Raw genomic sequence first — 24,020 nt, 5'->3', positions numbered from 1 at the left:
CTGACAGATAGTGGCGGTCCGGCCGGACCTGATCCCCAGGGCCGGTGGCAATTAGCGGAGGTAAGCGTGGCGAAAGCAGCACCGGCAGAACAATTGAAATTGCTTGAACTGCAGGGACTGGACGCCAAGCTCAGGTCGCTTGCCGGCCGCCGGAAGGTTTTGGAAACAGATCCACGCATCACCGACCTGACGGATGCGTTGAACGTGGCCAACGGGGAACTTGGTGCGGCCAAGGTGGCCGTCCACGATGCCGAAGCCGAACTTCGCCGGGCGGAAGCCGACGTCGAGCAGGTAGCTACCCGCATTGAACGCGACGAAACCCGGCTGAACAGCGGCACCGGCCTGTCCAAGGACCTGGTGGCGCTGCAGAGCGACATTGCCTCACTCAACAAGCGCCGTTCGGACCTCGAAGACGTGGAGCTCGAAATCCTGGAGCGCTTGGATGCGTTGCGGGAGCGCCAGGCTGCCCAGCAGGCGATCGTGGACGACATCCAGGGCTCGTTCGGCAGCATCCGGGCTGAGCTGGACGAGGCCATTGCGGAAATTGCGGCCGAAGAAACGGTGGTCCGCGGGCAGCGTGCCGTTTTCGCGGAATCCCTGGACGCGGGAGTGCTGGCCATCTACGAGAAGACCATTGCCAAGCGGGGAGTCGGTGCAGCCCGGCTGTTCCACGGTAAGTCCGAAGGCTCCGGCATGATGCTCAGCCCCGGCGACCTTGCCGAAGTCAAAGCAGCCGCTGAGGACGATATTGTTTTCTGCCCGGACTCGGGTGTCATCCTGGTCCGTTCGGCGGAGTGGAACTGACGCAGCCCGACCTCAGCTGCGCAGGAACAGTCACTTGGACAGGATGATGTTGAGCGCGTGCGGCTTTCGGGCCGTTCCCTCAACAAGTTCCGTTGTCCAGATCTCCCGTGCGGCCTTCAGGAGCTGATCCGGGGTTGCCGGCGCCTTGCCACGCCGGGTCAGCAAGTGTCGCGCCAGTTCCCCGCGGGTGTGTTTTGCGAAGTGGCTGACTACTGTGCGCTTGCCGTTGGCCTCGTTGAAGACGTTGACGTTAACTGTGTGCGTCGCCGGGGGAGCCCAGGCTGCGGCGTACGTGCTCGAGCGGCAATCCACCACAAGCTCGTTCCCGGCACGTGAGGCGAGGGCGGCGTTGAGCTGCGGCTTCCAGTAGGAGGCGAGGCGGCCGACGTCGGGCAGTGCAGTTCCCATGGACAGCCGATAGGCGGGCACACGGTCGCCAAAGCCGATGGCGCCCCACAGGGCGGACACCACCAGGATGGATTCGTTCGCCTTGCGGCGCTGCGTCGGCGTCATGCTGTTGTAGCCAAGGGCGTCATACAGAACCCCGGAATAGACCTGATGCGCTGGGGCGGCCGGTTCGGCATGCAGCCGCGTATTACGTTCGACGTCATCACGCAGCGACGCGCCGACCCCCAACAGGGCGAGAGCATCCTCGTGCGCGCTCACCGTACCCAGCGCTTCGAGCACCTTTGCCCGGTACGGGTTCAGTTCCGGAAAGCTGAGCGATTCCCAATCGATGGAGGGACCGTTGGCAGCAGGGGTCTTGCCTTCGGAAGGCGGCAGCAGAATCAGCACCAGTCGATATTACCGGGGACTTTGGCCGGTCCCAACGCCGGTAGACTGGTCAGCGGATGGGTCGACCAGGCGGTCGCGCGTCACGAAAGTGACTCGAGGAACGTCCGGGCTCCGCAGAGCAGGGTGGTGGGTAACGCCCACTCGGGGTAACCCGCAGGCCAGTGCCACAGAGAACAGACCGCCCGCGCGTCGCGATGTTATGCATCGCGGGGCAGCAGGTAAGGGTGAAACGGTGGTGTAAGAGACCACCAGCTCCCCGGGTGACCGGGGAGGCTAGGTAAACCCCACCCGGAGCAAGGCCAGACAGGACACGCTTGAGGGCTGCTCGCCCGAGTGTCCGGGTAGGCTGCTGGAGGGCGTCGGCAACGGCGTTCGTAGATGGATGGCCGCCACTCCCTTTCCGGTAACGGCAGGGGATGACAGAACCCGGCGTATCGGTCGACCCATCCATTTATTACTCCCGGATTTCCGCCGTGTGAGTGATTTCACGCCGCGGGACGGCCTTCCCCCCTTCCATCCGCCCTAGAATGGTTACTGAACGTAGATGTTCTGCCGCCGGGACTGCGTTCGCAGCCGGCGGATTTTCTTTGCTCTCGTTCAAGGCGCTGTGGGTGGACCGAAGCCCGCCGGCGCATGAGCCGCAGGACTACTCCGGGCGGCCGCTGCCATCTGCATACGAGGACGTATGTGGTTGACCCAAGGAAGGTAGTTCTGTGAGCCAGACGTCAGATTCTTGTCTTGATAAGTGGATGGGCCGGGAGGCTCTCGCCGAGGCCATGATTCCGGTGATCGGCCGGTTGTACCGGGAAAACAACGTGGTCACGAGCATCCACGGCCGGAGCCTGATCAACAAGTCCACCATGAACATCCTGAAGGCCCACCGCTTTGCGCGCCGGATGAGCAACCACGAGCTGCTGCTCGAAGAGACCGCACCGCTGCTCAACGCCCTGTCCGAGTTGGAACTCGGCGCAGCGGCCATCGACATTGCACGTTTGACCGAAAAGTTCCGGGCCGAAGGCAATGGCGCCTCGCTGGATGAGTACCTGCGTGCCGAGCTCGCCGAGATCGTCGGAAAGCGTGGCGCGGACGACCGCACCAGCACCGACGTCGTTCTCTACGGCTTTGGCCGCATTGGACGCCTGTTGGCCCGCATCCTCATCGAAAAGGCCGGCGGCGGACACGGCCTGCGGCTGCGCGCCATCGTGGTTCGCAAGGGCGCCGAGAACGACCTCGTCAAGCGGGCGAGCCTGCTGCGCCGCGACTCCGTGCACGGTTCCTTCGAAGGCACCATTCGCGTGGACGAGGAAGCTAACACCATCACCGCCAACGGTGTGCAAATCCAGGTCATCTACTCGGACAACCCCGCCACTGTGGACTACACCGCCTTTGGCATCAAAGATGCCCTGGTAGTGGACAACACCGGCCGGTGGCGCGACGCCGACGGTCTTTCCCAGCACCTGCAGAGCAAGGGTGTTGCCCGCGTTCTGCTCACCGCGCCGGGGAAGGGTGAGCTCAAGAACATCGTCCATGGCATCAACCACCGCGACATTTCCGACGACGACAAGATCGTTACCGCGGCATCCTGCACCACCAACGCCATCACGCCGGTACTGAAAGCCATCAACGACAAGTTCGGCATCATTCACGGCCACGTGGAAACAGTGCACTCGTTCACGAATGACCAGAACCTCATCGATAACTTCCACAAGGGTGACCGTCGCGGACGTTCGGCAGCATTGAACATGGTCATCACGGAGACTGGTGCCGCCAAGGCTGTAGCAAAGGCGCTGCCGGAACTGCAGGGCAAGCTCACGGGCAACGCCATCCGCGTACCTACACCGGATGTCTCCATGGCCATCCTGAACCTCAACCTCGAGAAGGGCACCACCCGCGACGAAGTCAACGACTTCCTCCGCGAAATGTCACTCCACTCGGATCTTCGCAAGCAGATCGACTACATCGATTCCCCCGATGTGGTTTCCACTGACTTCGTTGGCTCTCGCCGCGCCGGCATTGTTGACGGCCTTGCGACCATCTCCAACGACAAGAACCTTGTGCTCTACGTCTGGTACGACAACGAGTTCGGCTACTCCTGCCAGGTCGTCCGCGTGATGGAAGAAATGGCCGGCGTGAACCCGCCGTCGTTCCCCGCACGCGACGTGGTTGCTCCCATCGCAGTGCTTGAAGGCGCTGGCGCCTAAGCACTCCGAAGTATTCACGGGTTTCCCGGCTGAGTCACTGGTATCAGCCGGGAAACCTGACCAAAATGGGTTCATGGAAAACGAATCAACGTTGGAGCATGAGACCACCCTGGAACACGCCCTGGACGTCGCTAAGGCCAATCACAAGCAGGCCCAGAAGCTTCTGGACCAAGCCATAGCGGCCAACGCCGCCGGTGACGTCCCGGATCAGCGCGTGGAACAACTACGTGGCCTCCTGGCGCTGGCCACAGAGGACCTGCAGCGCGTAATGCGTGAGCAATAAACGTCTCCGCCCACTGTGGCACCCACCTCCGCAGTGATCTCCGCAGCGTGACTTCTCCTGCACACTGTGGATATCGACTCTGACTGTCGGGGCCTTGTCCTACGCTCGTAGGGCATTGCATTTCCCCACTGGACGGAGTCCCTTGAGCATCACTTGGTCTGCCTACAAACGCGCACGGCGACGGTCACGTCAGGCGTGGGCCATTCTGGCACTGGCCGCCGCAACCACGGTGGCAGGGCTTTCGTGGTATTTCACTACAGGGCAATTCAGTGCCGCTGAACCATGGGCGACTGGCCCCAGTGAAGCACCCGTCTTCAATCCAGGCTGGATGAAACCCCTTCGTGGTGGGGTGCCCGTTGCCCCGGAAAAGGCGAGCGACGCCTTGGAGCGACTCCCGGTCAAAGGGCGCGCGGCCAAGGCGGACTACGATAGGGACGCATTCGGGCAAGCCTGGGCGGACGCTGACCGCAATGGGTGCGACACCAGAAACGACATTCTCCGGCGGGACCTTTCGGCGGTCGAATTCACGGAAGGTTCATCGTGCAGGGTTGCCGGTGGTGGCTTTCACGAACCTTACACGGGGACGCAGGTGACTTTTCGGCGAGGCCAGGACACCAGCGCTGCAGTTCAAATCGATCATGTGGTGGCCCTCGCCGACGCCTGGCAAAAAGGCGCCCAGCAGCTCAGTGTGCAGCAGCGGCAAATATTCGCAAACGATCCGCTGAACCTGATCGCCGCCGACGGTCCCGCCAATGTTAAGAAGGGTGCAGGTGACGCGGCCACGTGGCTGCCGGATAACAAGAATTTTCGCTGCCACTATGTCGCCCGGCAGGTCTCCGTGAAAGCGGCCTATAAGCTTTGGATTACGCAGGCCGAAAAGGACGCCATGAAGCGGGTTTTGTCCTCGTGCCCGGAACAGCAAACCATCTACAGTGCCAGGTGACCGTGCCCCAGTTGCCAGATGCCGCCGTCGTCGATCCGCTCCAGGACCACGCGCTGGAGTGAGGTCTCCCGTGGGAGCCTATCCAAGTCATGGAGTCCCCGCTGCCTGAAAGTGAAATAGATGGCATCCGTAGGGGCATCAGTGCAGCGGTCGAGCGTGAAACGTCGTGCAAACGACGCAATGTTGCTGTCCGGTAGGCGATCGACGAGGTACGGGTCCAGCATCCATGAATCACACGTGGCTTTGAGCGCAGGCTTGTCGGGAAAATACCGGGGGAAGAAAGTTCTTGCCTCCGCCAAACTGGCATCCACCAGCGCAGGGGAGAGGCCTCCATCTTCGGGTATATGGACACCAAGAACCCAGCCTGGGTCCTGACCATCGGCGGGAACCACATGGAACTGCAGCCGGCCCAGCCTGAACAGATTGCCAGCCATGTGCAACGTCAGCCAGCTCCAGGTGTCCAGCCCAAATCGGCCGTGGACCCGCCTGTTGATACGAAGCTGCAAACCAACGTCCGCCAAGGATGCAGCCGAAACAGCCCGACTGATTCCGAGTTCCAGATGGTAGGCGTGAACTGAGGGAGCGAAGCGGAGGAGTGCTTCGATCCAGACCGTCTCCTCGGCGCCGTCGGCCCGGATGCTGTCTGCTGGAAAGGTACCAAGCCTCTCCTGCATCGCCTTCATGGCCTGCAGAACAGGCTCATCCGGTGGCGTGCCCAGAAGGTGCGCACATTCAGTGGCGTCCTCGCCGGTGATGTCCAAGAGCTCAAAAAGCTCTGCGTGGGGGCTGGCGGCCATGGCTTAGTGCCCGAACGGATCGGGATCGACGCCGGGCATCCAGGTCAGGCCCGGCACGCCCCAGCCGTTCTTCTTGGCTTGCTTGAGCGCCTTCTTTGAGTACCGGTCCACGAGGCGGTTGACGTACAGTTTGCCGTCCAAATGGTCGAACTCGTGTTGCAGGATTCTGGCGAACCAGCCTGTCGCTTCGAAGTCCAGGGGATGGCCATCGCCGTCAAAGCCCTGAACCCGTGTCCATTCAGCGCGCTGCAGCGGGTAGTACTCCCCGGGGAAGGACAAGCAGCCCTCAACGTGTTCATCGGGATCCGGAAGGGCGCCGGAGACCTTGGACAGTGTCAGCACCGGATTGACTACCACGCCCTGCTCGGGGACGTCGTCATCGTTGGCGTACTTGTAGACAAAAAGGCGCTTGCCCACGCCGATCTGAGGCGCCGCGAGCCCCACCCCGTTGGCAGCGTCATTGGTCTCGAACATGTCCGCGATCAAGGCGCGGAGTTCGTCGTCGAAAACTTCGACTTCACTTGCCCGGCGGTGCAAAACAGGTTCGCCCCAAATGGTGACTGGCAGGACGGTCATCTCAGTTCTTCCTTCGTCTAGCACTGTGATCCGGAAGCGGCCTTGGTCCGCTTTGAGGTTAAAAGCAAAGGCCGCACCGGATAACCGGTGCGGCCTTTGTGGAAACCGGCTCTGGAGCCAATCTCGGTGGGGTGAGCTACGGGGGTTGAACCCGCGACCTCCTGGACCACAACCAGGCGCTCTGCCAACTGAGCTAAGCCCACCATGTGCCTTTTGGGGCTGAACCGTTTGACCGGCTTTCCTTCAAGGCAACGACAAATAGCTTACCTGCTGTTTTGGGGTGCAAAGTCCACTTTTGCCGCTTTTGGCGAAAAAACCTCGAAAAATGGTGCAGATCACACCTTTTCGCTGGACCCCAGGGTCTCTGCGGTAGCCATGATGTCCTTGGAAATGCGCTGAGCCGTTGCCGTGTCCGGTCCCGGCGCTGGAACAAACACAGCCTGGCGGTAGTAGCGGAGCTCATCAATGGAGTCCTTGATGTCGCCCAAGGCGCGGTGACCGCCATGCTTGGCCGGGGACTGGAAGTACGCGCGCGGGAACCAGCGGCGTGAGAGCTCTTTGATGGTGCTGACGTCGATCACGCGGTAGTGGAGGTGCTCCACGATGTTGGGCATGTCCCTGGCAAGGAACATGCGGTCTGTTCCCACAGAGTTACCACCCAGGGGAGCTTTGCGGGGATCCGGGACCCACTTCTCAATGTATTCAAGGACCTGTGCTTCTGCCTCTGCCATGGTCTTCCCGTGGGGGAGCTCGTCCAGGAGCTTGGAGCGGGTGTGCATGTCCCGCACGAAGTCGTTCATTTGTTCCAGTGCTGCGTCATCCGGCTTGATGACGACGTCTACGCCGTCGCCCAGAATGTTGAGCTCGGAATCCGTCACCAACGCTGCAACCTCGATCAAGGCGTCGTTCTTAAGGTCCAGGCCGGTCATTTCGCAGTCGATCCAGACGATGCGTTCATTAGTAATAGGCACGCGCCAAGCCTATCCTTCAGTGGCTTCCAAGTGCTCCGATGGTACGATTTTGAGCGCGGCAGTGTCGTTTCTTCCTGTTGCCGAAAGCCCCCATGACGCAGAATTTTGACCCGAATACAGCGGGTGAACGATTGGATGACGACTACATGACGGTGCCAGTACCCGCCGCCCAGTTGGCAGGGACAGCGACGCCGTCGGCTGGCGCCGTTGCCGGCGAGGTAGATAACGCACGCTCGCCGCTGATCGCCGGGTTCGTTGGTTCCATGTTCATGGTGTTTGGCTCACTGGGGGTTGGGTGGCTTGCTCCGGTTTCGGAACTTCGCCGCCTCCCGCTTTTCATCTGGATGCGCACTGAAGGTGTGGGTGTCGGACTTTCCATTGTTTTGCTGGCCATCGGCGGCATGTTGCTCGTCCGCGCCTGGCTTCGTCTGGGCCAGCGCGTCCGCGTGTGGGGGTTGGAAGCCCGAAAAGCGACGCTGCAGGCTGTAGCGGCCTGGGGGCTGCCCATGATGTTCACCGTTCCCCTCTTCAGCAGGGACGTGTACGCGTATATCGGCCAGGGCCGGTTGATGGTGGAAGGCATAAATCCTTATGAGAACGGGATTTCGGCCCTGCCCAACTACTTCCAGCTGGGCGCGGACAAGATGTGGACCGAAGCGCCGGTTCCCTACGGTCAGTTGTTCTTGTGGATTGAGCAGTTTGTTGTCTGGGTAACCAACGTGCAGCCGGAAGCGAGCATCATGCTCTTCCGCCTCGTCGCTGCAGTGGGTGTAGTTCTCTGCATCATCTACGTACCGAAACTGGCCGAACTCCACGGTGTGAATCCTCACAGGGCGCTATGGCTGACGGCGGCCAACCCGCTTTTTCTCACTAACTTCATCGCCAGTGTCCATAACGATGCCTTGATGATTGGGCTGGCATTGGCGGGCCTGTACTACTGCGCAACCCGCCGTGTCATTCGCGGACTGGTGCTGGTCACGCTCTCCATCTCGATCAAACCGATCACGGTGGTATTCCTGCCCTTCATTGGACTTCTGTGGGCCGGCAAGGATGCCTCCTGGCCGCGCAAGTTCCTCTATTGGTTCCTGACAGCAGCTCTGAGCTTCGGACTTCTCTACGCCCTGAGCCTGGTGAACGGCTTCGGATTCGGTTGGATCAACGGCCTGTCAGCCCCCGGCAGCGTTTGGATCTGGTACGCGCCTGTGGGTCTCATCGGAATGGTTGTTGCCCTGATCTTCAATGCCTTTGGCCTGGACGGCTGGGCCTTGGCGAAATGGGTTTACGACGCCGGCAAGGTACTGATGGTTGTAGCGGTGGCTTGGCTGATCTTCAGGGGCGACTACGATCGCCTGATGCGCCGGTTGACCTTGGCCTTTGCCACCATTGTCCTGTTGGCGCCCATGATTCAGTCGTGGTACGTCGTGTGGCTGATTCCGCTGTTCGCTGTGACCGGCATCCGCAACGACTGGCAGGTCAAGGCTCTCTACTTCATCGTGTCGTTCTTTATGGTCTACGCGATCTCCGACCAGTTGGACGTGTTCCCTTACCTTCAAAGCGAAGACCTGGGACTTGCCCTCATCCTCGCCCGTTACGCTGCAGCCCTTATTGCACTCCTGTTCGCGATCTACCTGATTTTTGTGGATCCGAAGACAAAGGGTTTGTTCCGGGTGCGCGACGAATTCGGTGTGCGTCCCATTATCTGAAGTCTCCGCTGGGTCGGGCCTGCTGTTGACTGGTGGCTGAGGGCCCGCTGCCTCCCGCGTCAGTCGGACGGCAACAGCCGCAATGCCTCGCGGGTGGACAGTGGACTCAAAGCTGCCGCGTTGTTGGCAGCGAACGCCTTGACCGATTCGGGATCTGTTTTGCTGTACTCACGGAGCGCCCACCCGATGGCCTTGCGGATGAAGAATTCATTGTCGGCGAGGTTCGCGGAGATGACCGCTGCCAGGAGGCCGGGATCAGTCTTTGACTTGGCCCCTAGCTGTGCAGTGATCGCTGCCCGCCGAATCCACATGTCGTGGTCCGTGGACCACTGCAGCAGCACCGGCGTCATGGTGGGCCTGTGCGCAAGAAGGAGCGCGCAGATCCGATGCGCAACCCCGTCAACGAGGTCCCACCAAGCACCCGTCCGGATCATTTCCTCATATAGGGGGAGCATCCGCAGGTCTCCTTTGACCATTCGCAGGCCCGTCAGGTCGATGGCTGCGTATCGCTCTTCACGGGCCTCCGCGTTGCGCCACAGCTCAAGAACCGCTTTCTGCAGCTCAGCTGGCGAGGTCACCGGGAACTGCTTGACTGCTTCCTTCACTATCTTGCGAACCGCGGGAACCCGGACACCCCAAGAAGGCATGTCGGACTTCAAATAAGCCTGAGCTCCGGCACCCCGTTCCGCATCGGCGGCTGATCGGAGTGTTGATCGGATCGACTCCACGAGGACATTGGGGCTCATGCCATAACTCTAGGTCGGTGATGTACGAAGGGGTGTGAGCCGCTGCTCAAGAACTGTGGTCCCCGCTGTTCGGTCACCGTAGAGTGGGCGTACCGGCCCGCTGTTCCCTTGCATGGCCAGCAGCTCCCTAACAAATGTCGGCAACAACCAACTTCACATCGGCCACAACAAAGGAATCTCGATGTCAATGCTGAAATCACCGGACCAAATCGCGATGATGCGCGAGGCCGGTCGCGTAGTTGCCAATGCACTTTCCGCAGTCCGGGAGCAAGCCGAAGTGGGTGTTTCGCTTAAGGAACTCGACGACGTCGCTGCCGCCGTAATCTCCGATGCCGGCGCGAAACCTGCCTTCCTGGACTACCACCCACGCTGGGCGGCTGTGCCGTTCCCCGGCGTCATTTGTACCAGCGTCAACGACGCCGTGGTGCACGGGATCCCCAATGGATACGTCCTGGAGGACGGCGATCTGCTCAGCGTCGATTGTGGTGCTTTCGTGGAAGGCTGGTGCGGTGATGCGGCAGTCAGCTTCGTCGTAGGGGCCGGAGACCCTGCAGACCATGAGTTGGTGAAGGCGACAGAAGACGCACTTGCCCGCGGCATCGAAGCAGCCCGCGTAGGAAACAAGATGGGTGACCTTGCCTATGCGATTGGTGGCGAGGCGAAACGTGCAGGATACGGACTGTTGGCTGATCATGGCGGCCATGGCATAGGACGGACAATGCACGCCGAACCTCCCGTCCCCAACCTCGGACGGCCTGGCCGGGGCATGAAGCTCGAAGAAGGCCTGGTCATTGCCATTGAGCCCATGTTGATCCTGGGCGGCAAGGACGACTACTACCACGACGAGGACGAATGGACTCTTCGTTCGGCAAACGGGCGACGCGCCGCCCACAGCGAACACACTGTAGCCGTCACGGCTGACGGCCCGGTGATCCTCACTTTGCCGTGATCCTCACTTTGCCGTAGTTTCGCCGACCCCCGGGCGATGTTCCGGCCCAGTCTTGCCGAAGGGCGAACCACCGGCACCAGCACCGGGAGGGTTCGCCCTTGGTTCCGAACAATTCCTCAACAGAATCGTGGTGCAACGGTTACACGCCGGCACCCACCAGTTCGCCTGTTGTGGTGTTCACGAGTAGGGGACCGGTGCCATCAGGACCGTCGACGTCCGCCGCGATGGACTCGTCTTCCGGCGGAACTTGTTCATGGTCGTCCGAGTCCCAGTCATTGCTGCGGTCAGGTGTACCGGGTACCTCAACAGCAGGTGCTGCATCGGCAGGGGCTGAGGCGCCGCTCATCCGGGTGAAGTTGGCAGAGCCCCACATGAGGTCATGTCCCACTGATTCGGCGTCGATTTCGGCTACGTGGTAGACACGGCCCTCATGTTCCCATTGCCGCAACCGGAGCTTCCCAACGACGAGGACGCGCTGTCCCTTCTTCACACTGCATCCAACGTGTCCGGCGAGGTATCGGAACGACTGAACCGTGTACCAGTTGGTGTTTCCGTCCACCCAGGTGTTGGTGGCGCGGTCGTAGCGGCGTTCCGTGGTGCCCAGGCGAAACGATGCCGTGGACGTGCCCCGTGCAGTGGTGGAGCTCTTGACCTCAGAGGCCACGAAGCCCCGGACGGTGATCATGTCATTCATGGTGGTCCTTCTCGGTTTGGTGAAGTGCCTGTCCGGCTCTTTCAGCTTCATCCAGGGACGGCAGGGAGGGGAGTGCCTCATACGCCTATGTGAATAACGGCGGCTGTGGAGGAGCAGAAGCACGCTGCATGGGATGTCAAGCAGTTAGCTGATCGCACTGTAAACTCTTTGTGGCGCCAGCGGCCCATATGGCCATGACGCGGGTGCGCCCCAGTAGCTCAGGGGATAGAGCAGCGGCCTTCTAATCCGCCGGTCGGGGGTTCGATTCCCTCCTGGGGCACCGAAACATCCCCCTTGGAACAGCGTCCAAGGGGGATGTCACTTTTTTAGGGCAGAATGGCTAGGTGATGAGCAGGAGAACCGCGCAGACGTATGGCAGGGCAGCAGACGCATCGACTTTCCGGAGAGCTGGGGTGTCGCTGGTCATCGCCGCGGCATTGACGGTCTCCGCTTGCACTCCAACGCCTGCGCCATCCGCCGTTCAGCCCGCGGCCACTCCGTCATCGTCCGCCAGTCCGCAGGCCACATCCACCGTCGATCCCGCCGTTGCCGCAACAACTTCGGCCGTGGAGTCAACGCTTAAAACCTTGGTAGCCGGCAACCCGAAGCCCGACCGCGAAACCCTGCGTGCGGCCTTGGTTTCTGCAGGCATCCCCAACGCCAACGTAGAGGTGTCCGTGAGTCGTACGCCGACGGGCCTTGACGTGGACGCGATGGAAGCCGCAGCGCTGACGGGGGACAGCTGCGTCATGGGGCAAATCCGCGACGGCGGCGTCGTGGTTACGGTGCTGCCTGTGCTGGCCACCGGAAAATGCTTCGTGGGAGACGCCCGCTAGCTCCATCGCGGGGCTCGAATGTGAGTTATGTACGCCTACCCATTAGATTTAAGAGCATGGCGGAATTCATTTACACGATGACCAAGGCTCGCAAGGCCGTTGGCGACAAACTTATTCTGGACGACGTCAGCATGTCGTTCTTCCCTGGCGCGAAGATCGGCGTTGTGGGTCCGAACGGTGCTGGTAAGTCCACCATCCTGAAGATCATGGCCGGACTGGACACCCCGTCAAACGGCGAGGCCCGCCTGAGCCCCGGCTACACCGTGGGCATCCTCCTGCAGGAACCGCCGCTGAACGAGGAAAAGACCGTCCTGGGCAACGTCCAGGAGGGTGTTGGCGAGATCTACGGCAAGATCCAGCGTTTCAATGAGATCTCCGAAGAAATGGCCAACCCGGATGCTGACTATGAGACGCTCCTGGACGAAATGGGCAAGCTCCAGGAAGCCATTGATGCGGCGGATGCCTGGGATATCGATTCCCAGCTTGAGCAGGCCATGGACGCGCTGCGCTGCCCGCCGGCCGACTCGGATGTCACAGTCCTTTCCGGTGGTGAGCGCCGCCGCGTAGCGCTGTGCAAGCTTCTCCTGCAGAAGCCCGACCTCCTGCTCCTTGACGAGCCCACCAACCACCTGGACGCCGAGAGCGTACTTTGGCTCGAGCAGCACCTTGCTCAATACCCGGGCGCCGTTCTTGCCGTGACTCACGACCGTTACTTCCTGGACCACGTGGCTGAGTGGATCGCCGAAGTCGACCGCGGCCACCTCTACCCGTACGAGGGCAACTACTCCACCTACCTGGAGAAGAAGAAAGCCCGCCTTGAGGTCCAAGGCAAGAAGGACGCAAAGCTGTCCAAGCGCCTCACCGAAGAGCTTGAGTGGGTGCGCTCCAACGCCAAGGGCCGCCAGACCAAGTCAAAGGCTCGTCTCGCCCGCTACGAGGAAATGGCTGCCGAGGCCGAGCGCACCCGGAAGCTGGACTTCGAAGAGATCCAGATTCCGCCGGGACCGCGACTGGGTTCTTTGGTCATCGAGGCCAAAAACCTGAAGAAGGGCTTCGACGATCGAGTGCTGATCGAAGACCTTTCCTTCTCGCTGCCCCGCAACGGCATCGTCGGCGTTATTGGACCCAACGGTGTGGGTAAGTCCACGCTGTTCAAGACGATCGTCGGTATGGAACCTTTGGACGATGGTGAGCTCAAGATCGGCGAGTCCGTGAAGATCTCCTACGTGGACCAGTCCCGTGGCGGCATCGATCCCAACAAGTCCCTCTGGGAAGTTGTCTCCGAAGGCCATGACTTCATCCAGGTCGGCCAGGTTGAAATGCCTTCGCGGGCCTACGTTTCGGCGTTTGGTTTCAAGGGACCGGACCAGCAGAAGAAGGCGGGTGTCCTCTCCGGTGGTGAGCGCAACCGACTGAACCTGGCACTGACGCTCAAGCAGGGTGGCAACCTCCTGCTCCTTGACGAACCTACTAACGACCTCGACGTCGAAACCCTGAGCAGCCTGGAGAACGCCCTTCTCGAATTCCCGGGCTGCGCCGTAGTGGTATCGCACGACCGTTGGTTCCTGGACCGGGTTGCGACCCACATCCTCGCCTACGAAGGTGACGACGAGAACCCCTCCAAGTGGTACTGGTTCGAGGGCAACTTCGACTCCTACGAGGAGAACAAGGTGGAGCGCCTCGGCCCCGATGCCGCAAAGCCGCATCGTGTAACCCACCGCCGCCTGACCCGCGACTAGTAGTTAGACGCAATACAAGAGGCCGGTCCCGGCAGGGACCGGCCTCTTGGCTTTAAGGCAAGGCTACGGAATCCGGACCATGCCCTCTTGCGCCACAGTGGCAACATGCTGGCCTTCGCGGTTGAAGATACGTCCTGTGGAGAGTCCCCTGGCGCCTTGGGCGCTGGGGGATTCCTGCACGTACAGCATCCATTCGTCCACACGCACGGGGCGGTGCCACCACATGGCGTGATCTAGGCTGGCAACACTCATGCCGGGAGTCATCCAGGCCAGGCCGTGCTTCCGGAGGATAGGTTCCAGCAGCGTGTAATCGCTCGCGTACGCCAAGGCGGCCCGGTGGAGGTTGGGGTCATCGGGAAGGGGCCCCATGGTCTTCATCCAGACAGCGTTGGTAGCTACGTGATCGGTGGGTGGGGACACGTAGAGCGCGGGGTCGATGTGTCGGACGTCGAAGGGCCGCTCTGAGGACATGTGCCGTGCCATGGGGTGATCGTAGTGGGACAACAGCTCGGCGGTGCTGGGCAGGGTTTCAGGATCAGGGATGCCTTCGGGCATCTGTGCCTGATGGTCCAAACCGCTGTCTTCCACTTGGAAGGACGCGATCATTGAGAGAATCGGCACGCCGTCCTGATAGGCATGTACGCGGCGGGCCGAGAAGGACCGGCCATCCCGCAGCCTCTCCACACCAAAAGTGATCGGCTTGTTGGCGTCACCCGGACGGAGAAAGTAACCGTGCATGGAGTGCGCCACCCTGTCCGGCTCAACGGTCCTCATGCCGGCCATCATGGACTGCGCCAACACTTGGCCACCAAAAACACGGTGCCGGGGCTGCTTTTGGGACGGTCCCAGGAAAATATCCTCGTTGGTCCGTGCTCCGTCAAAGTCACCAAGATCCAGCAGGCCAATCAGCACTTCCATGGGGTCTTCTACGGGTGCTTCCACCTCGAGGCCAGCGTTCGTGTCAGTCATGGTTCGACTTTAGACGGCACCCCAACCCCTCTCAACCGGGGACATGCCGGTAGAGTCGATGATGTGACAGACGTCTTGACCCAGTCCTTCCGCTTCGCCGATCCCCGTGACCTCGCCGACCTGCGAACCTTCGTTACGCGAGCAAAGAGCATCGACGACGGCGCCATCCGCCTTCAGGCCGCGGGCAATGTCCTGGCTGCCTATGTGTGTGTCCTGAGGCCCCGCATCCTGGGCGAATCAACCCCTACAATTCTTGGCCTGCGCACCATGGCCCTGGCCGAGCCTGCCCAAGCCGACGTCACCGTGACGCTCGCGTCCGTCATGGACCGCTTGGCCCGATCAGGTGCCGAAGATGTGGAACTGCCCATCCCGCCGTCGACCGTTTCCGAATCCTGGGCGGGCGTTGGCGCGCCCCGGACCGGCTGGGAAGCCCAAGGAACAGTTCGCGACGCCGACCTCAAGTCCGCGGCGGAGGCCGGCATTGCGGAGGTGGCGGGCGTCGTTCCGGCTTTGGCGGGAGCCGCGGTGGTCAACACAGCCAGGGCTGCAGTGTGGGGCCGGGAGCTGCCCGGTCTGGACGGGCTGCCGGCAGGTGCGGCTTTCGCCGCTTTCGCTTTGGGTTTCCTGGGTGAGTCCGAGCAGAAAATCTTCCGCAATGGCCGCTGGTTCCGCCTGAGCGGCCCACGCGGCCATGTGCTGGTCCGAACCGGAGCAGGCTTGGGGCTCGGTTTCTAGGACCTAGGCTTCAGGGCCGGCCGACGGGCTATTGACCATGGTCAGTGCTGCGCGCTCCATGTAGTCCCACAACGTGCCCTCATGCAACGGGGAGAGCTCCAACGAGTCCACTGCCGTGCGCATATGGAACAACCAGCGGTCCTTGGCTTCCGGCGTTACCCGGAACGGCATATGGCGCATGCGCAACCGTGGGTGGCCGCGTTCTTCGCCGTAGGTGGTTGGTCCGCCCCAGTATTGCTCCAGGAACATGAGGAAGCGGCGCTTTGCTGGCTCGAGGTCCTCTTCGGGATACATGGGCCGCAGCAACGGGTCCGTGGCCACGCCGTCGTAGAAAACGTCGATGAGCTTGACGAACGTCTCATGGCCGCCGACTGCCGCGTAGAAGCTATCCGTGTAGGCGGGCTGGCTGAACGGATCGTTCTGCATCAGCTGGCGTCGGGGGCCTGCCTGCGGCGCTGGCGGTTGCCCACCTGCAGTGTTACTCATTGGACTTCTCCTCGGCTTTGGTGACGCGCGGTGCGCCTGCTGTGACGGGCGCAGCTGCAGCGCCTGGTTCGTCGCTGGTGTCAGGTGTTTCCAGCGGCACGTAGTCGCCCTGCGATCGGTTGCCCACGCGGAGGATTTCGCCGTTGCGAAGGTACCAGATGGCGCCGTCTTCAGCGCGAACCCGAGTAATGCGCAGGCCCACCGATTCAACGGTACCAATGACTTCGCTGGTAACGATGACGTCGCCGATACCGTATTGGTCCTCGATGGTGATGAAGATTCCCGCGAGGAAGTCGCGGATCAACTGCTGGGCGCCGAAACCGATGGCAACACCGAGAATGCCCACGCTGGTCAGGAGCGGTGCCACGTCCACGTTCATGTATTTGAGGACGTAGATGATCACGATCACCACCACTACAACGCTTACCAGGCTTGTCAGCAGCGAGCCGATGGTCTCGGCACGCTGGGAACGCCGTTCATGGTCCAATGCGCGGATTGCGGGTTGCACCCACTTGAAGTGCGGCTTCTTGAAGAAAGAACTGCCCGCCGAGACCCGTCGCGTAATGCGCAGGATGATGAACCGTGCCACGATCCACACAGCCAGGCCTACGCCTACCGTGATGAGGATCGACATGAGGTCGATTTTTTCGGGTTCGATGTTGATGGTTTCCGCCAAGGGGATGGAGGTCAAGGTGGAATAGCTCCTTGTCGTCGGCCCGTGTTCGCCGGGCGCGGAACACTCTGTCCACCTACAACCCTAGCGCCGTAGCGTGACGGTATGCGCATCCTGGTCTTGGGCGGTACCGCCTTCCTGTCAGCAGAAATCGCCCGGCAGGCTGTTGAAGCCGGACATGAGGTCACCTGCCTGGCGCGCGGCAGTTCAGCAACCCCGCCCGACGGCGTCGCTTGGGTACGGAGCGACCGCGCGGCGGGTGCAGCGGCCTTCGAAGAGATCGACGGACGCTGGGACGAAGTGGTGGATGTCTCCAGGGATCCCTTACAGGCGCGTGTGGCGCTGGACGTACTGGGCCCCTCCACCGCTCACTGGACCTTCGTCTCAAGCTGCTCCGTGTATGCGGACCACTCGATACCTGACGCGGATGAGAGTGCGGCCCTTGTGGAGCCCTTGCCGGAAGGCCGGTCAGGCACTCCGGAAACCTATGGAGAGTCCAAATCGGCGATCGAGCAGATGACTCTTGCCGCTGTGGGGGAGAAGGCGCATATCGTCCGGGCGGGACTCATTGGCGGACCCGGGGACGGCACCGATAGATACGGTTATTGGCCTGCCAGATTCGCTGCGAACACGGACACGGTTCTGGTCCCGGACATCCCGGACGCCGCCACGCAGATCATTGATGTCCGGGACCTCGCGGCATGGATCCTGCAATCCGCGGAGGAAGGGCTGACGGGTACTTACAACGCCTTGGGAGACGTAGTGCGGTTCGAGGACTACATCTCCGAGTCCCAGCGGGCGGCCGGAACCCAGGACGTTATGAGGCCTGATGAGGATTGGCTCGTGCAGCACGGCGTCGATTACTGGGCGGGGCCGGATTCCCTGCCCCTGTGGCTCCCCGCTGGTCACGACGGCTTTCAGGCGCGGACAAACCGCGCCGCACGTGAGCGCGGAATGATCCTGCGGCCGTGGCAGGAAACCCTGGCGGCCACTCTCGAGGATGAACGGGCGCGAGGCCTGGACCGGGACCGAAAGGCCGGCCTGAGCCGTGAAACGGAACAAAGGCTCGTGGCACTCTGGCAGTTCGAACAGCGCTAGGTTGCTGCCGCCGTCGTGATTGGTTCGTGGAGTACCGGGAAGTTGACGCTGCGGGCGATGAAGCAGACCTGGTTGGCTTCATGGTGAAGCTGCGGGACCAAGCTTTCGTGGGCGGGATCGGCAATGATGACGTGGGGCTTCAGGGTGACGTTTTCGAACTGCCCGCTGCCGTCCCGGTTGAGCTTCATGAGGCCTTCGGCGTTGTCCTCATAGCCGGTAACCACCACCCCATGCTTGACGGCGACGTGGAGGAAGGACAGCATGTGGCATTGCGAGAGGGCGGCGAGTAGCAACTGTTCCGGGTTGTAGCGTGTCCGGTCGCCGTGGAACGTCGGATCTGCTGAGCCCTTCAACGTGGGCAAGCCACTGATTTCGACGTCGTGGTCCCTTGAATATCCGCGGTAGCTGGCTGTGCCTTCGCCGAGGTTTCCGGTCCAGCGGACGGTCAGCGCGTAATGGTGTTCGTGGAGGCCCATGCGGTCAGTCTAGCTTTGCAGCCACCACCGTCCGCACGGGCCTCACCAGGCTGCAGGCTTAGACGTCTGCTGCCCTTGCGCGCAGGGCCCGGGCTACGCTGTCCCGGTTTTCCAGCATCATGCGGCGCAGGGCTGCGTTCTCCTCCGGAAGCCCGGCCAGGAACTGGTCCGTGCGATCCACTGTGGCCTGCGTGGTGAGCTGTGCCGGGTAAAGGCCCACCACGATCTGCTGGGCCAGGGCGTGGGTTCGTTCCTCAACGATGCCAGGTACAGCCTCGAAGTACCTTTCCGCGAACGGTTCCAACAAGGCGGTGTCCGCGACACGCATGAAGCCGGCCACAGCTGAGGCTTGCAAGGCATTGGAGAGTTCTCCCTTGACCACGATCGAGTCCCAAGCTGCTGCCTTGGCCTCCGGGGTGGGGATGGCTGCTTTGGCCTGGGCTGCTGCATTTTGGCCGTTGGAAGTGTTGTCCCGGGAAAGTTCCTCGTCGATCCGCGTTTGGCCCTGCCGGCCGCCGGCAACAAGGGCTGTCAGCAGTTCCCAACGCATGTCTTGGTCGATGCTGAGTCCTTCGAGGGTCTCCGTTCCGTCCAAGAGGGCCTGAATACGGTCGAACTGTCCGCCACTGCGTGCCAGCTGGGCGTACGACTTGGCGAACTGCAGCTGGGCATCCGAACCCGCGACAGCGGACGATGCGAGCTCCCACAACTTGTCCGCAGCCGCGATCGTCGAGTCACGCTTGTGATCGGCGGCCACGAAATAGGTCAACGTGGTGGAGAGCTGGCGCAACTGCACCAGGATCACGGAGGAATCTGTTTCCGAGGCGATGTTCGCCAGGATAAGTTCCACGTAGCCGCGGGCCGGGGTTTCGCCGTCGCGTGCCGCGTCCCAGGCCGAACCCCACACCAAAGTGCGGGGCAGGCTGGCCGCAAAGTCCTTCAGGTGGGCCTTGGCGGTGGCAAGTGAGTGCTCATCGAGGCGGACCTTGGCATACGCGAGGTCGTCGTCGTTCAAGAGGATCAGGTCCGGGCGTGCCTTGCCAACCAGGGCAGGAACCGGGGTGCGGGGGCCATCGACGTCGAGTTCCTCGCGGTGGGTCCGCTCCAGCTTGCCTTCGCCCGAGAGTGAGTAGAAGCCGACGGCCAGGCGGTGCGGGCGGAGCGTAGGCTGTTCGTCGATCGCGGTCTGGAGGATCGCGAAATCGGAAATGGTGCCGTCCGCGGCGACGGACAGCTCCGGTGCGAGGGTGTTCACGCCGGCAGTTTCGAGCCAGAGCTTGCCCCACGCGTCCAGGTCGCGGCCCGAGGCAGCTTCGAGCTCCACCATGAGGTCAGCGAGCTCGGTGTTCTTCCAAGCATGCTTGGCGAAGTACGTACGGACGCCGGCCATGAACTGTTCCGGACCCACCCAGGCCACCAACTGCCTCAGCACGGAAGCGCCCTTGGCATAGGTGATGCCGTCGAAGTTCACCTCGACGTCTTCGAGGTTGTTGATCTCGGCGAAGATCGGGTGCGTGGTGGGCAACTGGTCCTGCTTGTAGGCCCAGGACTTTTCCACGGAAGCGAACGTGGTCCAGGCTCGGTCGAATTCGGTGTTCTCCACTGCGGCCAAGTGAGACATGTATTCGGCGAAGCTCTCGTTGAGCCAGAGGTCGTTCCACCAACGCATGGTCACCAAGTCCCCGAACCACATGTGTGCCAGTTCGTGCAGGACCGTGATGGCGCGCCGCTCGATCTGTGCTCCCGTGACCTTTCCGCGGAAAACGTACCCTTCCAAGATGGTCACGGCACCGGCGTTTTCCATGGCTCCGGCATTGAACTCCGGGACGAAGAGCTGGTCGTACTTCGCGAACGGGTACGGGAACCCGAACTGCGCCTCGAAGAACTCGAAGCCCTGTCGGGTCAGTTCAAAGATGTTGTCCGCGTCCAGGTACTGCATGAGTGACTTGCGGGCAAATACTCCCAGCGGGATGACGCGCCCGTCGGAGCTGGTGACCTCGGAACGGACGGACTGGTACGGTCCGGCGATTAAAGCCGTGACGTACGAAGACAGGCGGGGAGTGGGGTCGAATTCCCACACGGAACGCTGGGTGCCATCCTCGGCGGCAGAAGCTTCAACGGGAACCGGCGTGGGGGAGTTGGAGATCACGTCCCAATGCGAAGGAGCGGTGACATTGAAGGTGAAGGTGGCCTTCAGGTCGGGCTGTTCGAAGACGGCGAACATGCGCCTGGAGTCAGGAACTTCGAACTGCGTGTAGAGGTAAACCTCGCCATCAACAGGGTCAACGAAGCGGTGGAGTCCCTCGCCGGTGTTCATGTAGGGAGCATCTGCCACCACCACGAGTTCGTTGTCCGCTGCCAGATCCGGGAGTTGGATACGGACGCCGTCAGAGACCACGGCAGGGTCCAGCTCGGTGCCGTTCAGGGTCACACTGTGGACCGCCGCAGTGATGGCATCGATGAAAGTGGACGATCCCGGCTCCGCGGAAAACTTCACGACAGTGGTGGAGCCGAAGGTCTCTGCTCCCTGGGTTAGGTCCAAGGTGACGTTGTACGACTCGACGTTGAGCAGTTCGGCGCGGGTGGCGGCTTCATCGCGCGTAAGGTTCAGGCCTGGCAAGTGGTGCCTCCGGAGATTTTGGGATGGCCGGCCCGTCATGGCCGGACGCTGGTGTGAAGTCATTCTTTCACTCCAAGGCGTGAAGGCAAGGAGCGGGCACCACAGTGTCGCGCCACGGAGTAGCGTTGGATTATGGCATCGTTCCGGGACACCCTCGATTTCCGCGCGCTGAGGTTTGCGGTCGCCTTTCCGTTGCTGCTGGCCGTCGGATTTGTCGTGTGCGCCCAGATGCTGCGCAACGACCTCCCAAACCCTGTTGCCGTTATGTGGAGCCCCGACGGCGGCTCTTCCTTCGCTCCTTTCGGCGCCTACGTGGCAGGCGGCGCTGCCCTTATCACCTTCTGCGGTTGGGCAGTCTTCCTCCAAGCGGTATCGATTTCCCGGCCGGTGGTCATGCGCCGCGTCATGATGGGCGTGGGCCTCATGGTCAGCCTCTTCATCACCACGGTGTTGGCTGCAGGTCTGGTCGGCCAGTCCGGGCTGGCGGACGCGCGCGAGTCCCACGTTGATCCGATCGTGCTGGCCATGGGCAGCGGAGCCGCTGTGGCGCTGGGCGTCGTCATGATGTTCGCCTTTAAGCCGGACCCTCGTTGGACCAGGGAAGATGACGTTGCGCTCGAAGAAGAGTTGAGACTTCTCGAAGATCCCGATCTCGCCCGCGACACGCTCAGGCTGTGGGTGCATGCCCGGAGTTCCGTTTTCGTCATGATCATAGTCTCGGCACTGTTCCCCGCTGCGCTGATAGCCGTGGCAGTTCCATGGCTGGGTGCCTTGGTAGCAGCGGCGGCCCTGATCGGCGCAGGTTTCCTGTTCGCACGGGTTAGGGCGGACAGGGGAGGGCTGCAGGTATTCGCTGGCGGGATCGTCCGCGTCCTGACCGTCCCCGCCGTCGACATCGCTGGGGCAGCCCCTGCGGACGTAAAGGCGGCAGATTATGGTGGGTGGGGCTGGCGGCACCATGACGACGCGACAGCGATGCTCGTCAGCAGTGGGCCTGCCGTCGTCGTAAGGAAACTTAACGGAGGCCGGGTTGCACTAAGCGCCGGGACCCAGGCTTCCGCAGACAGACTCGCCGGTGTCCTCAACAGAGCGGCGCATCGGGCCCACGGCGACGGGCAGGTCCAACAACCCGGGTAGCGGTACCCTAGGTAGCGCATCCCTCAACGCAGCGCCCGGCCATATGCCGTACCCGCGCGCCAGAAAGAATGGACTTCCTGTGACTACACCCCGCGTCCACATCGCTACGGACCACGCCGGCATGGAACTCAGTGCCCACTTGGTCAGCCACCTCACGGCCAAAGGCTACGAAGTGGTGGATCACGGGCCCAGGGAGTATGACGCCCTGGATGACTACCCCTCCTTCTGCATCAACGCCGGCGTCGCTGTGGTGGCAGACCAGAAAGCCGGTGTGCACGCTCTCGGCATCGTGCTGGGCGGCTCGGGCAATGGGGAGCAAATTGCTGCCAACAAGGTCAAAGGCGTCCGAGCTGCCCTGGCCTGGAACCTCTCCACCGCGAAGTTGGCCCGCGAACACAACGATGCCAACGTCGTGGCTGTTGGCGGACGCCAGCACACCGTTGAAGAGGCCACTGAGCTCATCGAAGCCTTCCTGCAGGAACCATTCAGCAACGACGAACGCCACGTTCGCCGGATCGGAAAAATTGCGGTGTACGAAACCACCGGCGAGATCGTCGAGTAGTGCCTGAGGGGCATTCGGTCCATAGGCTGGCCCGCCAGTTCCAGGATGTTTTTGGCGGCCGGCGTTTGGATGTTTCCAGCCCGCAAGGGAGGTTCGCCGCCGGCGCGGCGCTACTCACCGGGCACACCATGGTCGAAGCTACCGCCCATGGAAAACAGCTCTTCCTCAGGTTTGACCACGAGCTCTTCCTGCACGTCCATCTGGGCCTCTATGGGGCCTGGAGCTTTGGCGGCGATAGTTCCTTCTCGGGTGCCTCCAGCATCGGAGCTCCGCGTCGTATCGGCGAACGGGAGGCGGGCCCCTCGTCCGACGACGGCGACTACGCCGGCCCGCCTCCTCCCGTGGGCGCAGTGCGTGTCCGGCTGGTGTCCGGGCACGGCTGGGCGGACCTCCGTGGCGCCACCACCTGCGCCGCAATCACGGCAGCTGAGGCAGCGGCCGTGTTGGCTCGCCTGGGCCCGGACCCGCTGCACAATCGGCAAGGAGACCGTGAGGAGTTCGTCCGCCGCCTTCGCCGCCGTAAGACGGCGGTGGCCCTGCTCTTGATGGACCAGTCTGTCTTGGCCGGGGTCGGCAACATCTACAGGGCCGAGGTGTTGTTCCGGCAAGCAGTCGACCCCTGGACGCCGGGTAGCAACATTGATGCGGAGACGGCTGGCCGTCTATGGGACGACACCGTGGTCACCATGTCCGACGGCGTCCGTGACGGACGGATTGTTACGACGCCTTCCACGCTGTGGACCGGCGCCGGTGTTGTTGCGCCCGACGCCGATGCCCACTTCGTCTACAAACGGGACGGCCTGCCCTGCCGGGCGTGCGGGACGCCGGTGGGGATGACGGAAATCGGTGCACGCAAGCTCTATTGGTGTCCCGGCTGCCAGGTGTAGAAATTCCTTTACATGAGAAAAGGGCCCTGATCCGTGGATCGGGGCCCTTCTGCATGGAGGGGACGACGGGAATCGAACCCGCGTAATCAGTTTGGAAGACTGAGGCTTTACCATTAAGCTACGTCCCCAGGCGGATATCCTTGTTCAGGACATCTTCCTGGTGGCTGTTGAAGCCGGGTACTACTAAACCTAATTCCGGCGGCAGTGTCAAATGTGCAATCTGGGCTCGCTTGCCCGTAGACTGTCCTGTGCATTCGGGGTGTAGCTCAGCTTGGCTAGAGCGCCTGCTTTGGGAGCAGGAAGTCGCAGGTTCAAATCCTGTCACCCCGACTCTGTGTTT

General features: G+C 62.0%; 24 protein-coding genes, 4 tRNA genes and 1 other RNA gene. 16 read left to right on the top strand and 13 right to left on the bottom strand.

Annotated features, from left to right (window positions below; translation table 11 throughout):
* Positions 1-66: 66 nt before the first annotated feature.
* The gene (locus A477_RS0119900) at positions 67-804 is read left to right on the top strand and encodes a zinc ribbon domain-containing protein (protein ID WP_017200616.1); all 738 of its coding nucleotides are present in this window, start codon (positions 67-69) and stop codon (positions 802-804) included.
* Between the two features lie 30 nt (positions 805-834).
* On the opposite strand, the gene A477_RS0119895 is transcribed toward A477_RS0119900, so the two are convergent.
* Positions 835-1,599 (bottom strand): YaaA family protein, encoded by a 765-nt coding sequence (locus A477_RS0119895; protein WP_017200615.1) that lies wholly within the window; start codon positions 1,597-1,599, stop codon positions 835-837.
* Positions 1,600-1,656: 57 nt separating this feature from the next.
* On the opposite strand from A477_RS0119895, the gene rnpB reads away from it, so the two are divergent.
* From rnpB to A477_RS0119880, 4 genes are all read left to right on the top strand, one after another.
* An RNA gene (gene rnpB, locus A477_RS22815) (RNase P RNA component class A) lies at positions 1,657-2,049 on the top strand.
* A 263-nt stretch (positions 2,050-2,312) separates the two neighbouring features.
* A complete protein-coding gene (locus tag A477_RS0119890; protein ID WP_083848080.1) occupies positions 2,313-3,800 on the top strand; it encodes a glyceraldehyde-3-phosphate dehydrogenase in 1,488 nt (495 codons plus the stop codon).
* 73 nt (positions 3,801-3,873) lie between these two features.
* Entirely contained in the window at positions 3,874-4,083 is a 210-nt protein-coding gene (locus A477_RS0119885) for a hypothetical protein (protein WP_017200613.1), read from the top strand.
* A 142-nt stretch (positions 4,084-4,225) separates the two neighbouring features.
* A complete protein-coding gene (locus A477_RS0119880) occupies positions 4,226-5,026 on the top strand; it encodes an HNH endonuclease family protein (protein WP_017200612.1) in 801 nt (266 codons plus the stop codon).
* Here the strand turns inward: A477_RS0119880 and A477_RS0119875 are convergent.
* From A477_RS0119875 to orn, 4 genes are all read right to left on the bottom strand, one after another.
* Positions 5,011-5,823, bottom strand: a complete 813-nt coding sequence (locus tag A477_RS0119875) for an acyltransferase domain-containing protein (protein WP_017200611.1) — start codon at positions 5,821-5,823, stop codon at positions 5,011-5,013. The genes A477_RS0119880 and A477_RS0119875 overlap by 16 nt on opposite strands.
* A gap of 3 nt (positions 5,824-5,826) precedes the next feature.
* The gene (gene def, locus A477_RS0119870; RefSeq protein WP_017200610.1) at positions 5,827-6,399 is read right to left on the bottom strand and encodes a peptide deformylase; all 573 of its coding nucleotides are present in this window, start codon (positions 6,397-6,399) and stop codon (positions 5,827-5,829) included.
* A gap of 127 nt (positions 6,400-6,526) precedes the next feature.
* Positions 6,527-6,602: transfer RNA gene (locus A477_RS0119865), tRNA-His, on the bottom strand.
* A gap of 132 nt (positions 6,603-6,734) precedes the next feature.
* A complete protein-coding gene (gene orn, locus A477_RS0119860) occupies positions 6,735-7,370 on the bottom strand; it encodes an oligoribonuclease (RefSeq protein ID WP_083848079.1) in 636 nt (211 codons plus the stop codon).
* 146 nt (positions 7,371-7,516) lie between these two features.
* Between orn and mptB the strand changes: the two genes are divergently transcribed.
* Positions 7,517-9,073 carry a polyprenol phosphomannose-dependent alpha 1,6 mannosyltransferase MptB gene (gene mptB, locus A477_RS0119855; RefSeq protein ID WP_026005791.1) on the top strand — a complete coding sequence of 519 codons (1,557 nt, stop codon included), beginning with the start codon at positions 7,517-7,519 and terminating at the stop codon, positions 9,071-9,073.
* A 59-nt stretch (positions 9,074-9,132) separates the two neighbouring features.
* On the opposite strand, the gene A477_RS0119850 is transcribed toward mptB, so the two are convergent.
* A complete protein-coding gene (locus A477_RS0119850) occupies positions 9,133-9,819 on the bottom strand; it encodes a DNA alkylation repair protein (RefSeq protein WP_017200607.1) in 687 nt (228 codons plus the stop codon).
* A 181-nt stretch (positions 9,820-10,000) separates the two neighbouring features.
* Here A477_RS0119850 and map point away from each other — a divergent pair, with 181 nt between their 5' ends.
* Positions 10,001-10,768, top strand: coding sequence for a type I methionyl aminopeptidase (gene map, locus A477_RS0119845; protein ID WP_017200606.1), 768 nt, complete (start codon positions 10,001-10,003; stop codon positions 10,766-10,768).
* Positions 10,769-10,907: 139 nt separating this feature from the next.
* Here the strand turns inward: map and A477_RS0119840 are convergent, their stop codons facing one another.
* Positions 10,908-11,462: a single-stranded DNA-binding protein gene (locus A477_RS0119840; RefSeq protein ID WP_026005790.1), complete on the bottom strand. Its 555-nt coding sequence runs from the start codon at positions 11,460-11,462 to the stop codon at positions 10,908-10,910.
* Between the two features lie 207 nt (positions 11,463-11,669).
* Between A477_RS0119840 and A477_RS0119835 the strand changes: the two genes are divergently transcribed.
* The 3 genes from A477_RS0119835 to ettA all read left to right on the top strand — a co-directional run bounded on the left by A477_RS0119835 (position 11,670) and on the right by ettA (position 14,037).
* Positions 11,670-11,742, top strand: a tRNA-Arg gene (locus tag A477_RS0119835).
* Positions 11,743-11,809: 67 nt separating this feature from the next.
* Complete coding sequence (locus tag A477_RS23825) at positions 11,810-12,298, top strand: DUF6993 domain-containing protein (protein WP_237715848.1); 489 nt, start codon at positions 11,810-11,812, stop codon at positions 12,296-12,298.
* A gap of 56 nt (positions 12,299-12,354) precedes the next feature.
* Positions 12,355-14,037, top strand: a complete 1,683-nt coding sequence (gene ettA, locus A477_RS0119825; protein WP_011775070.1) for an energy-dependent translational throttle protein EttA — start codon at positions 12,355-12,357, stop codon at positions 14,035-14,037.
* Positions 14,038-14,100: 63 nt separating this feature from the next.
* Here ettA and A477_RS0119820 read toward each other — a convergent pair whose 3' ends face one another.
* Positions 14,101-15,006, bottom strand: a complete 906-nt coding sequence (locus A477_RS0119820; RefSeq protein WP_017200603.1) for an acyl-CoA thioesterase — start codon at positions 15,004-15,006, stop codon at positions 14,101-14,103.
* A gap of 63 nt (positions 15,007-15,069) precedes the next feature.
* Between A477_RS0119820 and A477_RS0119815 the strand changes: the two genes are divergently transcribed.
* Entirely contained in the window at positions 15,070-15,741 is a 672-nt protein-coding gene (locus tag A477_RS0119815) for a DUF8185 domain-containing protein (protein WP_017200602.1), read from the top strand.
* Positions 15,742-15,744: 3 nt separating this feature from the next.
* Here the strand turns inward: A477_RS0119815 and A477_RS0119810 are convergent, their stop codons facing one another.
* Both A477_RS0119810 and A477_RS0119805 read right to left on the bottom strand, forming a co-directional pair.
* A complete protein-coding gene (locus tag A477_RS0119810; protein WP_017200601.1) occupies positions 15,745-16,227 on the bottom strand; it encodes a globin in 483 nt (160 codons plus the stop codon).
* Complete coding sequence (locus A477_RS0119805) at positions 16,220-16,918, bottom strand: mechanosensitive ion channel family protein (protein ID WP_017200600.1); 699 nt, start codon at positions 16,916-16,918, stop codon at positions 16,220-16,222. Before A477_RS0119805 ends, A477_RS0119810 begins: the two co-directional genes overlap by 8 nt.
* 87 nt (positions 16,919-17,005) lie before the next feature.
* Here A477_RS0119805 and A477_RS0119800 point away from each other — a divergent pair, with 87 nt between their 5' ends.
* Entirely contained in the window at positions 17,006-17,998 is a 993-nt protein-coding gene (locus A477_RS0119800) for an NAD-dependent epimerase/dehydratase family protein (RefSeq protein ID WP_017200599.1), read from the top strand.
* On the opposite strand, the gene A477_RS0119795 is transcribed toward A477_RS0119800, so the two are convergent.
* Positions 17,995-18,474 (bottom strand): OsmC family protein, encoded by a 480-nt coding sequence (locus tag A477_RS0119795; RefSeq protein ID WP_017200598.1) that lies wholly within the window; start codon positions 18,472-18,474, stop codon positions 17,995-17,997. The two genes, A477_RS0119800 and A477_RS0119795, sit on opposite strands and share 4 nt — an antisense overlap.
* A gap of 58 nt (positions 18,475-18,532) precedes the next feature.
* Positions 18,533-21,133: an aminopeptidase N gene (pepN, locus tag A477_RS0119790; RefSeq protein WP_083848085.1), complete on the bottom strand. Its 2,601-nt coding sequence runs from the start codon at positions 21,131-21,133 to the stop codon at positions 18,533-18,535.
* 93 nt (positions 21,134-21,226) lie between these two features.
* Here pepN and A477_RS0119785 point away from each other — a divergent pair, with 93 nt between their 5' ends.
* The 3 genes from A477_RS0119785 to A477_RS0119775 all read left to right on the top strand — a co-directional run bounded on the left by A477_RS0119785 (position 21,227) and on the right by A477_RS0119775 (position 23,680).
* Entirely contained in the window at positions 21,227-22,231 is a 1,005-nt protein-coding gene (locus A477_RS0119785; protein ID WP_017200596.1) for a hypothetical protein, read from the top strand.
* A 79-nt stretch (positions 22,232-22,310) separates the two neighbouring features.
* The gene (locus A477_RS0119780) at positions 22,311-22,793 is read left to right on the top strand and encodes a ribose-5-phosphate isomerase (protein WP_017200595.1); all 483 of its coding nucleotides are present in this window, start codon (positions 22,311-22,313) and stop codon (positions 22,791-22,793) included.
* Positions 22,793-23,680, top strand: coding sequence for an Fpg/Nei family DNA glycosylase (locus A477_RS0119775; protein WP_017200594.1), 888 nt, complete (start codon positions 22,793-22,795; stop codon positions 23,678-23,680). The genes A477_RS0119780 and A477_RS0119775 overlap by 1 nt, the downstream gene beginning before the upstream one ends.
* Positions 23,681-23,734: 54 nt before the next feature.
* Here the strand turns inward: A477_RS0119775 and A477_RS0119770 are convergent.
* Positions 23,735-23,808: transfer RNA gene (locus tag A477_RS0119770), tRNA-Gly, on the bottom strand.
* A 127-nt stretch (positions 23,809-23,935) separates the two neighbouring features.
* Here A477_RS0119770 and A477_RS0119765 point away from each other — a divergent pair.
* Positions 23,936-24,010, top strand: a tRNA-Pro gene (locus tag A477_RS0119765).
* Positions 24,011-24,020 lie beyond the last annotated feature (10 nt).

It is taken from the genome of Arthrobacter sp. M2012083 (assembly GCF_000281065.1).
In the GTDB taxonomy this organism is placed as follows: domain Bacteria; phylum Actinomycetota; class Actinomycetes; order Actinomycetales; family Micrococcaceae; genus Arthrobacter.
This window is presented reverse-complemented; position numbering and strand designations above follow the sequence as displayed.